The organism is Clostridium senegalense JC122, from assembly GCF_000285575.1.
Taxonomy (GTDB): domain Bacteria; phylum Bacillota; class Clostridia; order Clostridiales; family Clostridiaceae; genus Clostridium_J; species Clostridium_J senegalense.
Genome location: NZ_HE611050.1, coordinates 811,593 through 826,472 on the forward strand (window position 1 = coordinate 811,593; position 14,880 = coordinate 826,472).

Annotated in this window: 9 protein-coding genes and 1 pseudogene; 1 reads left to right on the forward strand and 9 read right to left on the reverse strand. The window is 26.3% G+C overall.

Annotated elements, in window-relative coordinates; translation table 11 throughout:
* Positions 1 to 14: 14 nt before the first annotated feature.
* The 6 genes and pseudogenes from CSGHG_RS04440 to CSGHG_RS19870 form a co-directional block, all read right to left on the reverse strand.
* Positions 15 to 1,121 (reverse strand): Gfo/Idh/MocA family protein, encoded by a 1,107-nt coding sequence (locus CSGHG_RS04440; RefSeq protein WP_010293033.1) that lies wholly within the window; start codon positions 1,119 to 1,121, stop codon positions 15 to 17.
* A gap of 12 nt (positions 1,122 to 1,133) precedes the next feature.
* A complete protein-coding gene (locus CSGHG_RS04445) occupies positions 1,134 to 2,270 on the reverse strand; it encodes a glycosyltransferase family 4 protein (RefSeq protein WP_010293035.1) in 1,137 nt (378 codons plus the stop codon).
* A gap of 22 nt (positions 2,271 to 2,292) precedes the next feature.
* Positions 2,293 to 3,492 carry a glycosyltransferase gene (locus CSGHG_RS04450; RefSeq protein WP_010293036.1) on the reverse strand — a complete coding sequence of 400 codons (1,200 nt, stop codon included), beginning with the start codon at positions 3,490 to 3,492 and terminating at the stop codon, positions 2,293 to 2,295.
* A gap of 84 nt (positions 3,493 to 3,576) precedes the next feature.
* On the reverse strand, positions 3,577 to 4,896 hold the full coding sequence (locus CSGHG_RS04455) for a nucleotide sugar dehydrogenase (RefSeq protein WP_010293037.1): 1,320 nt from the start codon (positions 4,894 to 4,896) through the stop codon (positions 3,577 to 3,579).
* Positions 4,897 to 5,163: 267 nt separating this feature from the next.
* Positions 5,164 to 7,005 (reverse strand): polysaccharide biosynthesis protein, encoded by a 1,842-nt coding sequence (locus tag CSGHG_RS04460; protein ID WP_010293038.1) that lies wholly within the window; start codon positions 7,003 to 7,005, stop codon positions 5,164 to 5,166.
* A gap of 320 nt (positions 7,006 to 7,325) precedes the next feature.
* Positions 7,326 to 8,391 (reverse strand): annotated as a pseudogene (locus tag CSGHG_RS19870) (tetratricopeptide repeat protein).
* 918 nt (positions 8,392 to 9,309) lie between these two features.
* Between CSGHG_RS19870 and CSGHG_RS04470 the strand changes: the two are divergent.
* Positions 9,310 to 10,800: an aminotransferase class I/II-fold pyridoxal phosphate-dependent enzyme gene (locus CSGHG_RS04470; protein WP_010293044.1), complete on the forward strand. Its 1,491-nt coding sequence runs from the start codon at positions 9,310 to 9,312 to the stop codon at positions 10,798 to 10,800.
* Between the two features lie 117 nt (positions 10,801 to 10,917).
* On the opposite strand, the gene CSGHG_RS04475 is transcribed toward CSGHG_RS04470, so the two are convergent.
* From CSGHG_RS04475 to CSGHG_RS04490, 3 genes are all read right to left on the reverse strand, one after another.
* Complete coding sequence (locus tag CSGHG_RS04475) at positions 10,918 to 12,621, reverse strand: PIG-L family deacetylase (protein ID WP_010293045.1); 1,704 nt, start codon at positions 12,619 to 12,621, stop codon at positions 10,918 to 10,920.
* Positions 12,622 to 12,912: 291 nt separating this feature from the next.
* Entirely contained in the window at positions 12,913 to 14,361 is a 1,449-nt protein-coding gene (locus tag CSGHG_RS19875) for a lipopolysaccharide biosynthesis protein (protein ID WP_010293047.1), read from the reverse strand.
* Positions 14,362 to 14,642: 281 nt separating this feature from the next.
* Positions 14,643 to 14,837, reverse strand: coding sequence for a hypothetical protein (locus CSGHG_RS04490; RefSeq protein ID WP_010293048.1), 195 nt, complete (start codon positions 14,835 to 14,837; stop codon positions 14,643 to 14,645).
* Positions 14,838 to 14,880 lie beyond the last annotated feature (43 nt).

The window sequence follows — 14,880 nt, forward strand, 5'->3', positions numbered from 1 at the left end:
TTCTACTTAAAAAATTAGTTTTTTAATTTTTTTATATCTTTCATTTCAATTGATGCAAAGTTTTCCATTGGGAATTTAACTGGCATTCCTGTTAATCTTGATTTGTAAGCTGCAAGGATTATTTCCATAGCTTTTTTTCCTTGTTCTCCACTAACTAATGGCTCTGTTCCATTATTTATAGCATCTATAACATCTTTAAATAATGCTGTATGTCCAGCACCATAAACATTATCAACTTCACCTGATGCTTCTTTTATTACATCTTCTTCTTTTTCTAATTCGTCTTCAAATCTCCAAGTTTCAATCTTATTAACAGCCATTCCACCTATGCATACTGCTGCTTTTTCTCCAAAAATACTTAAAGTTTCTTCTAAATTTTTAGGGAATACACATGCACTACCTTCAACAATTCCTATAGCTCCATTTTTAAATCTTATTATTATAGCTCCAAAATCTTCTGCTTCTATATCCCTTAAAAATGTATCACATTGAGCATATACTGTATCCACTTCTCCACCTAACATCCATTGAAGAAGATCTATATTATGTATACATTGATTCATTAATGTACCACCATCTTGAGCCCAAGTTCCTCTCCATGGTGCTTGCTCATAATATCCCATATTTCTATTCCAAAGTATTCTTGCTGTACCATTTACAAGTCTACCAAATCTATTCGCTTCTATTGCAGTTCTTAACTTTTGTATTGGTGCATTAAATCTGTTTTGATGAGATATAGATAGAGTAACATTATTCTTTTTAGCAACAGCTATCATTTCATTAGCATCTTTTACAGATAAAGCCATTGGCTTTTCAACTATAGCGTTTATTCCATTATTCATGCAGTATATTGCTATTTCTGGATGATATCCACTTTCAGTAGCAATATATACTATATCAATTTCCATATCTTCAATCATTTTTTTATAATCTGTATATACTTTAACATCACATTCACAGTTCATATTTTTTATATATTCATCTTTTTTAGCTATAGCTTTTTCTTCCACTACATCACAAGTAGCTACTAAAACAGCCTCTTCTTTATTATTTACTATAGCTTCTACTCCCTTGTAAGATATTCTTCCACAACCTATAACCGCAAATTTAAATTTTTTCATAATAATTCCCTCCTACGCTTCTCTATTACAAAGTTCTTCATATATTTTCCATAATTTCTCTTCTTCTTTTTTCCAATTAAATTTTTCTTTTATAGAATATATACCGTTATTACCCATTTCATCTCTTAATTTATCATCTTTCAAAAGATGAATAACATTTTCTGCTAGTTCATTTTCATCCTCTGGATTAACTACTAATCCTGAATTGTATGCAGTAATATAATCTTTTATAGGTGGCATATAACTTCCAATTACAGGGATACCACAACTCATATATTCAAATTGTTTAGTAGGTATATTTTTAAAGTATTTAGGTAATGGTAATAATGTAACTAATCCTATTTTAGATTTATACATATATTCTCTTACCATTGCATGTTTCACTTTTCCTGTAAATTTTATATTTTTTTCTAAGTTATTATCCTTAATATATTCTTTTAAAATATCTTCACACTTATCATAACCAAATGGACCTACAAATATCATCTTTATGTCTTTATAATTATATTTGTTTTTAATTATATTAACAGTTTTAAGAATTTGTAATGCTCCTCTTTCGATTGTAATTCCTCCCTGATAAATCATATCATATTTTTTTTCTACCTCATATTTTTTTTCAGGAATAAACTGTGTAAAGTTATGGATTACCTCTACATTTTTATTTACTACTTTAAACCTTTTTTCAACTGCTTCATCTGCAGTAATTATATAGTCAAATCCCCTTGAAATAATAAGTTCCGTTTTATCCACAAAAAATGTAGATAATGGTCTTATCACCTTTGGTATCTTATTTGACATATTAGCCATATCCGGATAATGCTCATGAACATCATAAATTATTTTGCAATTAGGTAATTTCTTTTTTATCTTTTTTGCTTTATATATAATTTCAAAATCATGAAAATGATATATATCTGCTTTTTCTTCTATGGCCCTATCTATTAACTCCTCTAGAATTAGAAATCTATCTTTCAAATTTTTAGGTTTTGTTATACCTACTACTTTTATACCATCAATTTCGTGAATTCCTCTTTCATATGGTGCAACTATGGTTATATCCTTATATTTTTTTAAAAGAGATTTTGCTTCCTTATGAAATATTCTAGAGTCTGTTGGACTATGACCAGTTGTGAGTATACATATTTTCATCACCTAAGCTCCTATTCACTTTTTATTGATACAATCTTAAGTATTCACTATATAAACTATTAGCACTTTGAGTCCAAGTATATTTAGTTTCAACTTTTATTTTAGCATTTCTTTCTATGTCTTTTCTTATGCTATCATTTTCTAGTACATATTTTATTTTATTTGTTAAGTCTTCTAAATTTCTTGGTTCCATCAATATACCATCTTTAAAATCTTCTATTACATCTTCAATGCCTTCACCTTTACATCCTATTACTAACTTACCATGTGCCATAGCCTCTATATAAACTACGCCAAAACCTTCTTTATAGCTAGGTAACACAAAAATATAACAATTTTTCATATATTCCATGACTATATTATGAGGCAATGCACCTTTAAAAATGACTTTATCTGCAACACCATTTTCAAAAGCTAGTTTTTCTAAAGTTTCTCTTTCAATCCCTCTTCCTATAATAACCAAATTTAAATCTTCATAATCATTATGTATATTTGAAAAAGCTCTTATAGCATAATCTATACCTTTAGTTTTTATTAAATTACCAACAACTAAAATATATCTTTTTCCATGAAATTCTTGGCATATACTTTGGCTTTTTTTTGATACAATATCATTTAATTCTATACCATTAGGTATAACCACATAATTATTTTTTTTACCAGTTATATTTTCTGCTTCTCTTTTTAATTTATTACTTACAAATATAACTTTATTTGATTTTTCAAATACATGAACCACCTTATTTTTAAAATTCTCATCTAAATTAACCGTATAGTTCATATCTTGGCCATGTATTGTGGTCAACAAAGGCTTATTAAAATGTTCATTTAACATAACAGCTCCATATCCATCTGGTAACGCTACATGTGCATGGATTAAATCAAATTTGAACTCTTTGTATAATTTTGATGTTATTTTTTTAATTCCTTTATATAAAATTTCACCTGAAGATCTAAAATTTAAATTTTTAGGGAGCCAAACTACTCTAGGATAAAAAACTTCTACCCCTTCCCATATAGCTTTTTTAGGTATATTATAATACCCTTTATATTTTTTTGAAAGTAATGTAAGTATATATGGTGTATACGGAATTGGTGATATAACTTTTATATTCACATCCTCCTTAGAGCTTTTCAATGCTTTAACTTGTTTATGAATAAATATCCCATTATTTTCATTATAATTATTAGGATACATATGAGATATTACTAGTATATTCATAAGAATTCTCCTCGTTTTTTATTAGATAAAGCACATAGTTAATAACCCTATGTGCTTCAATTTCAAACAAAGTGCAATAATTAATTATAGTTTGTTTATTTTATGTCTGTTGTTTTTAACATTTTTAGTAGCATTTCTAGTATCATATAATAAGTTAGCTTTTTCAACTATTGATTCATAATCATAGCAACTATGATCTGTAGTTATAAGAACTATATCTGCACTTTCTATTTCCTTTTCCCATTCAACTGATATATACTCTTTACCTTTATGTTTAAATGATGGGATATATGGATCATTTACTAACACATTTGCACCTTTTTTCTCTAATAATTCTATTACTTTTAGTGTTGGAGATTCCCTCATATCATCAATATCCTTTTTATAAGCAGCTCCCATAACTAATACTTTAGAACCATTAAGTGCTTTTTTATCTCCATTTAATAGATTCATAACATTTTCAATAACAAACTCTGGCATAGAGTCATTTATTATTCCTGAAGTTTCTATTAATTGAGTATGATAATCATATTCTTTTGCTTTCCATTCTAGATAAAATGGATCTAGTGGTATACAATGTCCACCTAATCCTGGACCTGGGTAAAATGCCATAAATCCATAAGGTTTTGTTTTTGCTGCATCTATAACTTCCCAAACATCTATTCCCATTCTTTTACATAATATAGCCATTTCATTAGCTAATGCTATGTTTATGTTTCTAAATGTGTTTTCAAGTATTTTTTCCATCTCTGCAACTGCTGGACATGAAACTTCCATTATTTCTCCTTCTAATACATTTCTGTATAGTTGAGCAGCTACTTCTGTACAAGAAGTTGTACATCCTCCAACAACTTTTGGAGTATTTTTAGTATTAAAATCTTTATTACCTGGATCAACTCTTTCTGGTGAGAATGCTAGGAAGAAATCTTCTCCACATTTTAATCCAGTTTCTTCCAATATAGGTTTTATAACTTCTTCTGTAGTTCCTGGGTATGTAGTACTTTCTAGAACAACTAACATTCCTTTATGTAAATATTTAGCTACGCTTTTAGTTGAACTTACAACATATGATAAATCTGGTTGTTTGTATAAATCTAATGGTGTAGGTACAGCTATACATACAGTATCAACTTCTGAAACAAAACTAAAATCTGTTGTAGCTTTTAATTTTCCTTCTTTAACTAAACCTGCTAAATCGTCATCAACTACATCTCCTATGTAGTTACGTCCTTCATTTACCATTGCAACTTTTTGATCTTGAACATCAAAACCAATTACTTCGTATCCTACTTTAGCCTTTTCTACTGCTAACGGTAATCCAACATACCCTAAGCCAACTACCCCTAATTTAGCAGTTTTATTTTTTAGTTTTAATAATAATTCTTCTTTTAATTTATTTGACATTTTACTTCCTCCTAATTCAAGTTAGACTAATCTATTTTGCACTACTTTTGAAAAAACTCTTTTAACTTATCAGCTGCATATGCTACCAATTGAAAGTTATTTCTGGACATAGTGGTAAAGCAAATGTTTAGTACTATTATCTTCTATAATCTATAAATTATATTTTTGCTGATTTTAATTACAAATAAATATTATAGATTTAGTTTTATCAGTTATATGTTTTTCTATACTATTTAATCTTATATAGTATATTTCAATTATTTTGTATTAGTTTTGTTTTCTTTTATATGTTGGAACTTTTTCTTCTAGTAAAGCTATTATATCTTCTTTTTCTATTTTTTGCACTTCTCTAAATTCATCAACAGATTTTTCTATAAACTTCATATCAACATCCATAGGTTTTTCAATAAATATTTTTTTATGGTCTGTAGATGTTAATGCAACTTCATCCATTAAAAGTTCCTCATATAGCTTTTCTCCTGGTCTTAATCCTACATACTCTATTTTAATATCTATATCTGGTTTAAATCCTGAAAGACTTATTAAATCCTTTGCTAAATCAGCCATTTTTACAGGTTTCCCCATATCTAACACAAATATTTCTCCACCTTTAGCCATTCCCCCAGCTTGTATAACAAGTTGAGCTGCCTCTGGTATAGTCATAAAAAACCTTGTTATCTCAGGATGTGTAACCGTAACTGGTCCTCCATTTGCTATCTGCTTTTTAAATAGTGGTATAACCGATCCGTTACTCCCCAATACATTTCCAAACCTTACAGCAACAAATTCAGTTTTACTTATTTTATCAAATGCTTGAATTATAAGTTCACAAAATCTTTTAGTTGCCCCCATAACGTTTGTTGGGTTTACTGCCTTATCTGTACTTATTTGAACAACTCTTTTTACATTAAACTCATCACAACACTTCATAAGATTATATGTTCCTACAATATTATTTTTTATTGCTTCTGCTGGATTATTTTCCATTAATGGAACATGTTTATGAGCTGCTGCATGAAATACAACATCTGGTTTATAATTACTAAATACTTCTCTTAATCTTTCCATATCTCTAATAGATGCTATAATAACTTTTTTCTCTTGTTGTGGATGGTTTCTATTCAATTCCATCTCTAAGTCATATGCATTATTTTCATAAATATCAAGTATCACTAATAACCTTGGTTTAAACTTTACTATTTGTCTACATAGCTCAGAACCTATAGAGCCACCTCCACCAGTTACTAATACTACTCTATCCTTTATATATTTATCAACATTTTCATTATCCAACTTAATTTGTTCTCTACCTAAAAGATCTTCTATATTTACATCTCTAAGTTGTCCCATGCTAAAGTTATCATTCATAAGTTCATATACACCTGGAACTGTTTTTAATTTGCATTTAGTTTCTTTGCATATGTTTAGTATTTCTTTCTTATCGTGTAACTCTACCGATGGCATCGCTAAAATTATTTCTTCAACCTTATAATCATTACAAGCTTTTACTATAGACTTTCTTCCGCCTAACACTTTTATTCCATTAATACGCTTTCCTTTTTTATTTTCATTGTCATCTATAATTCCAACTATATTGTAACTTAAGTCTGAATGTTTTTTTACCTCTTTTATAATTAAAGCTCCAGCATCACCTGCGCCAATTAAAAGAGTATTAACTTTTTTTCCACAAATTCCTTTTGGTGTTTCTTTATTACTTAATAATCTTAGTATAAATCTAAGACCACCTAAACTTAAAACACTTAACACCCAAAAAATTATATGAACATTCATAGGAAACCTATAATATGGACTTCTTAAAAATGTATAACTGATATAGTAGCTATAAATTACAAACACTATATTGGTTAAACTAACAGAATATACTATAGAAAATAATTCATCAATAGATGCATACTTCCATATATTGTCATACAACTTAAATATTTTATTGAAAAATAAGGTGAAAATAATAAGTGGTATTATAGAGACCTTAAAAAATAACTGATAATTCTTTGTAATATTAAAATCAAATCTTAAAACTAAGGCTATATACAATGATAATATTACGAACAAAATATCTAATATCATTATTCTTTTGTCATTTTTCATAATTTCACTTCCTAAGCCTTTATATTGTTTAATACAAATTTTATTTATACCATTTTATTTAAAAGATTGTTATTTTATAAATTATCTTATTTTTAATTAATAAAAATTTATAAAAAACCTTTATTATATAGATTGTTCAAATCCCTTTATAATTTTACAACATTTTTGCAATAAATCAACTGCTTTTTTAACCTTTTAATGCCATTTTACCATTGTTATTGTCATTTTTCATTATAATTTTAGCATTTATATAAAATCCATTCTATTTAAATTTGATTTTTCTTTGTTAATTAATATTTTTCTACATTCTATATTTTAAGTTAATTAAGATTCAACTTTTTTATTTCTTTTAATATTTCATCTTCTGGATTAATTTTTTCTGCCAACTCTAAATGAATCTTCGCCTGTTCAATATCACCTAAATTTAAATAACACATAATTAAATTAGTACATATATCTACTTCTTTGGTAACTTCAAATGCTGCTCTAAAATACCTTATTGCATTTTGATAATCACCAATACATGCAAAATTTATTCCTAATTCATTAACTACAGCTACATCATCACTGTTTATTGCTTGAGCTTCATTTAAATAATATATAGCTTTTTCATTATTCTCTAGAACTCTATACGCAATAGCAATATAATAATAAATTTCCACAGTATTACCCAATTCATCCATTAATGGTATTAATAATTCTAAAGCTTTTTTAGGATCTTCATATACTAATTCTTTTCCATCTTCATATTTTCCTATTACTTCAAGAGAATTTTTAAATTCTAAGACATCATTTGTTTGTTCTCCACCTAAAGAAATATATTGATTTATAGCAAATAATGCACCCTCTAAATCCTTATCTTCTTTTTTAGTATTGCTTCATAAAAATATGGTGTATTAAATTCATCTATTTTTTACATTCTTCTATCAATAATAATTCTTCTTCTTTATATTTTTCCTCTTTATTTCTTAACCCATCTACCAGTAATAGTGCTTTGTTATAGTTTTCTTTTGTCTTTTCTATTTCTAAAAGTCCCTTCAATAATATATATGAGTCTTCATACTTTTCATTTTTTACATTATTAAATATGGTACCTTTAATAAATTTCATGCTACCATCTATATCTTTTATTATTTCTTTATATATTTTATTAAATTTAAATTTTTTATCACAACCCAAAACAAAAAATATTCCTTCTAAGAATAATGTTACTGGAATGTTTTTTAAATCATCCCCGTCCTTTGCCTTTCCGACTACATCCTCACTTTTTACAGGTAAATAAACATTTTCCTTAAATTCATAAGAATTAAATTTAGTTCCCTTTTTAATTTCCAAAAATAAAACCTTTGATAATTTGTTTAAAAAATGACTTTCTATATTACTCATAGTTCACCATCCTAATCTAAATGTTTAAATTAATGTATTAAAAACTTAATTTACTGTAAACTAAGTTTAGCAATACAATTTTTTAAATTATAAATCTAAATTTACATTTCAATTATTATTTAAAATATTTCATTTAAGTATATTAACATATAAAATCTATATTATACAAAATATAATTTTCATAAAGTATTTTCACTATATTTATTTAAAATTAAACTTCACAATGTCTTTTAAATATTATACAACATAGTATGTTTAAATAAAAATAATATTAAATATAACTAAAATTCATTTATAGGGAATTATATCATAGAATATTAAAATATACCTAATAAAATAATATATATTTCAAAATATATATTAATGAATGTTTATTTATATTCTTAATTGAAATGAAAATTTTAATGTAAATGTATAAATTAAAATTTTAAATTATTTATACATATAATTACAAGGTTCTAAGCTGAGTTTTAAAATTATTCATTTATGAAATGAGAAAACTTTAAATAAACTCATACTAATAGCTTTCATCTTATTTTAGTTAAAAAGTTATGTTAATTATTACTCACTATGTTCTTAATACTAAATGTATTTTTCAAGATTAATTTTTAGTTTTATCCATTACTTTTAACTACCTGTAGTTGCACTTATTTTTAGCAAATCATAACAAAGATTTAGTGAATAAACTTAAACATAAACTTATATACCTATACTAGGAAATATAAGATAAATTTGGAATTTTATATTGAAGTAAAATCTATTGCATTTACAATTTTATTATCTTATAATTAATTTGTTTTAAATTAAACAGTACAGCATGTTTTTGCAAAACTATACTATATATCATTATAAGAATTATATTTATACGCTTAACAAGCATTGAGATGCTTTATTTATAGAGAAAGAGGGGATATTAGATTGTATAAGTTAAATCAACATGAAACACCACTATTTGACGCCCTAATGGAATATGTTAATAGAGATACTCTACCATTTCATGTTCCTGGACATAAAAAAGGCATTGGTGCCTATAAAGAGTTCAAGGATTTTATGGGTGAAAATCCTTTTAAAATTGATGTTACTGTTTTTAAACTTGTTGATAGTTATCATCATCCAACAGGTCCTATAAAAAAAGCTCAAGAACTTGCAGCTGATGCTTATGGTTCAGATTCTTGCTTTTTCTCAGTACACGGTACATCTGGGGCTATCCAAGCAATGATACTTTCTGTTGTAGGTGCTGGAGATAAAATTATAATCCCTAGAAATGTACATAAATCTATAACTGGAGGAATAATTCTAGCTGGTGCAATACCTGTTTATATGCAACCAGAGCTAGACAAAAAATTAGGTATAGCTCATGGCGTTTCTCCTGAAACTGTAGATAGTACTTTAAAAGAACATCCAGATGCTAAAGCTGTTTTAATTATTAATCCAACTTATTATGGTGTTGCTACAGATATAAATAAAATTGCAGATATTGTACACTCATATGATATACCATTAATAGTAGATGAAGCACATGGTCCTCATCTAAACTTCAATGAGAAACTTCCAATGTCTGCTATGGAAGCTGGTGCTGATATATGCGCTCAAAGTACTCATAAAATTATTGGAGCTTTAACTCAAGGATCTTTACTTCAAGTTCGTTCTAAAAGAATAAACATTGGAAGGGTTAGACAAGTTATAAATTTAATGCATACAACATCACCATCTTATATACTTATGGCTTCCTTAGATACTGCTAGAAAGCAAATTGCTTTAGATGGTAAAGAACTTTTAGATAAAACAATAGAACTTTCAAATTATGTTCGTGAAGAAATAAATAAAATTCCTGGTTTTTATTGTTTTGGTGAAGAAATACTTGGAAAATCAGGAGCTTATGCTTTCGACCCTACTAAAATAACTATAACTTGTAGAGATTTAGGTATAACTGGTTATGATTTAGATATGATTTTATCAAATAAATATCATATTCAAATGGAGCTTTCAGACTTATATAATGTTCTTATTGTAGGTTCATTTGGTGATACAAAGGAAGGTATGGAAAGGTTACTTATTGCATTAAGAGAAATAAGTGATGAATATTACGGAAAAGGTGCTAAAAAAGCTGATTTTATAGATATACCACCAATTCCAGAACAAATGCAAATACCAAGTGAAGCATTTAATAGTGTTAATACACCTGTTAAAATTTCTGAAAGTGTAGGAATGATAAGTGGCGAGTTTTTAATGGCTTACCCTCCTGGAATACCAGTACTTTGCCCTGGTGAAAAAATCACACAAGAAATAATAAACTATGTGCAAAAGCTAAAAGATACTGGTCTTTATGTTCAAGGCACTGAAGACCCTAATGTTGAATATATAAAAGTAGTTAAAGAAGAAGATGCTGTTTATATAGACGTAAATTAAAATAAGCTCTAGAATTTTAATAATTCTAGAGCTTATTTTTTATATTAGTCATATGAAAATAAATAATAGACCAAATATGCGAGAATACTAATCTATTATTTATTTTATTATGCCTTATTAATTACTATCCTTTTGCCCTGGTATAGTTCCATATATATATCCACCATTTTGTAGATTATATTCTAAAGTTTCAAACATATCCCTAACTGATATTATCCCTATACCATATAATCCATTTGCTGGTTCATAAACAGCATATGAGTTCATTGCATTTCTAACAGTTTGCATATCTTCATCCGTCTTTATATTGGTACTAAACTTAACATCTTTATCTAAAGCCTCATAAGCCTTAGGTTTATTTACAAAATATACATTATCTATTTCTTGATTATCATAAAGTTCTCTAAATACTCTGCCTAATGCTGAATGATCACTTTGTGGCTCCTTAAAATAGCTAAAAGTAAAGAATTGATAATCCTGTCCATCACTTATAAACTCTCTTATATCCGTTCTTAATTCATCTATATGTTCTTTAGTACTACTATCTGGTATATCTAAATATGTTCTATTTTCATTAGGTATTCCATAGGCATCTAATTCTCTATTGAATTCATTGGTTCTCGCCTTTGCAAACTCTTCCAATGTCATGGTTGATGGTATTTTAGGACTTAATTTTCCTGATTTTATTCTTTTATAAACAAAAGATCCATTTCCTCTGTTTATAAGAACAACTTTAACATTTTCTGGTCCTAACTCTTTTACTGCATTCATTATTGCTGAATGAGCAAATAGTATTACATCATCTTGATGGCTAAAGAAAAATGCTGCTTTAGGTTTATTAAACTTAAGTTCTCCAGGTTCTAAATTATTTTTTATATTTAAAGCTTTTTCTAGAAATTCGTTAGGTATTTTTGATTCAAAATATATATTTTTAAAATCACTATTTTTTAAATAGCCTTTTTCATCTTCCGTAATATTATCTTTATAGAAAACTATTGGCCTTTTTAGCATTGAAGATGCTAATATATCTTCTTGTTCCCTTGAGTCTAAAACTATAATGGAATTAGACTTTGTAAAAAACTTATTATTTATCTTTGTACTAGAATTATTGAAATCTTTAATATCTATTAAAGATTCATCATTGAATTTTTCTTTAGAAAATAATCCTTCATTTAAAATATATCTATTTTCTTTTTCAACTCTAGTTATAAACTTATTATTTTTCACATCTTCTTTTGTTGAAAATAAAATAGGTGCTTTCAATTTTGATGCTACTGCTGCTATTAATGTATTTTTATCCTTATCCTGTTCTGATGCTACAAAAACAGTATTATATCCACTCATCTCTTTTGCTATATTTTTACTTAACTGACATATGTCTTTTCCGCATATCCTTTTTATTTTCTTATTTGAATCAATTTGATTTTCAACAGTTTTAGATATGCTTATATCATTTCCTATTATATAGACTTCTTCTGGATTTATTCTGCTTATTTCATTTTTAACATCATCTGGTATATTATCGTTATCGATAACCAACACTGATGCATTTTTATAACTAGCTAAGGGCATAGCTAATAATTTTTCTAGCATATTATTTTCATTTACCAAAACAACATTTTTGCTTTTTAGCGACTTACTCATATCTATATATTTATTATATAGATCACTATCTTTCAATCTTATAGTTTTCCCCTTCAAGTTTTTAGTTGCTTGTTCAATCTCCTCAATAGTTTGTTCATTGTTAACTAAAATTTTACAGCTATGATTTTTCACATATATTTGTTTAGATATCATACCTAAAGATACAATTAAAATCATTGCTATTATGGTAGCACATATCTTTTTTCTTTTTTCCTTTTTTCCCTTTTCTTTCTTCTTAAGTTTATCGTTCTTGTATTTCTATATTTTTTATTCATTGTATCCCCCCAAATAATATTTTAACCATAGCAAAAGTGTACTTATTTTTATGTATTCTTTAAATTATACACTCAATGTAAATTTATTTTTTACATAATATATTTTATTCTTTCTATTTATTTTTGTGTTACAAAACAAAAACAAAACCTATTAAAATAAATTTTATAAAATTTGATTTTAATAGGTTTTATTTTATCTTTTTATTTTCTTTTTATATAAATCCCTACACATATTAATCAGTGCATTAATATATTTTCTATAAAGAATATATAGTAATAATAATTCTAAAATACCTAATAAAACATATATATACCCAAATTTGAAAAATGTAGCATAAAATGTGTATATACACAATGCAAAAGTCATTATATAGAATCTTTTAAGATGATAATTTACCTTATAGTATCTAAGACCTATATATGTTCTTATTGAAAAAAACACTATATAAGATAATCCTGTAGAAATAGCTGCACCTACAGCTCCCAATTTAGGAACTAATATAAAATTCCCTATTATATTTACAACGCATGAAATTACAGATATGTATATATGCTTTCTTTGCTTCTTTTTAAAATTAATTCCTAAAACAGTAGTTTCTGAAACTGTGTACATTATTGGCATAAAACTTAAAAATGGTATTATGTAAGCTGCAGTCCTATATTCGGAACCTAAAAATAGAATAATTATATCTCTAAATAAAATTAATCCAATAGTACAAAAGAACATAGCAATAGTCACAATTAAACTTGCCTTTTCAAAAAATTCTACATCCTCTGGATTTTTCTCATATCTTTCAAAAGCTACTGGTACCCAAAACGTAGTAAAACAGCCCTGTAATATAGTAAGTAATGCAACAACCTTTGCTGCCGAACTATATATCCCTAGTTCCTCTGCGCCCCAAAAACTTTGTATTGCAATTCTATCAGCTGATTGAAAAATATAATGTATAGCTGCTGTTATAACCAATGGTGCACCATATACTAAAATTTCTTTCGTATCAGTTTGTAGTTCCATTTCACTATCTTTTATATTAAATATATTCCAATATTCTCTTTCACATATTATAGCCATTATAGTAACTGCAACATTAGAAAATAATAGTGCTAATACTAAAGCCATATAGTTATCTTTAAGATAATATCCTGCAATAAATATCATAACTAAATAAAAGACTTTATTCATGACAATTAATAATGAATATGTTTTAGACTTTTGTTGCATTCTAACAACTAATAATGCAAACCTATTAATTAATAAAAAGCTTACATGAACTATAATGATTATTAAAAATATTAAACTATAACTTCCAAATATAAATTTAGATACATACTCTCTAAATATAATTGCTAAAATTATTAACAATATATTTATTATAGCTGGAACTTTTACACATCTTAATAATAATAGCTTTCTATTTTCTTCTTTTTCAGCATAAAAAAATCTTACAAATGCTTGATCTATACCAAATACTAATATAATCATAACTAAACTAGAATACAATTCAAACTGAGAATATATACCAAATTGTACTGGTGAAAACATTCTTGTTATAATTGGCGTACTAATTATTCCAATCAAAAAAGTTATCCAACTTCCTACAGAAAAGGATAAAAATTTATTTAACAAACTCTTATTATTCATATTTTATACCTTCTTCAAAATTAAATTAAACATAATTTAAATTATATATGGATAAATTAATATGTCAATAATACTATTATAAATTGAACTTCAGTTTTACTCTAAGTTTTTTCTTTCCTATAAATCTTTTCATAATTATATTTTAAATACAAAATTCAATCAATTAAACAGCTCATTCACTCCATTTGAGCTATACCAACCTATTAAAAACTGAATTTAAACTCCTATAAAAAGCTATAGGAGTTTAAGCATATTGCACTTTATACTTATCAATATGATTTTTACTTTCTCACTGTATTATTTCTTAACAAATACATTTTATTAGCTGCCATTTTCATACCAGCATTATCTAAAGTTCTTATATATTGATTGTAGTTCATATTTAAAACATTACCATATGATTTAAGTAAATTATTATAATAACCTAACAAATAATTTGTTTTCATAAGTTTTTCATTATGTCTTGTATTAAACAAAATACTATTTACTCTTCTTTTTTCTCTGCTTTCTTTTTAAATA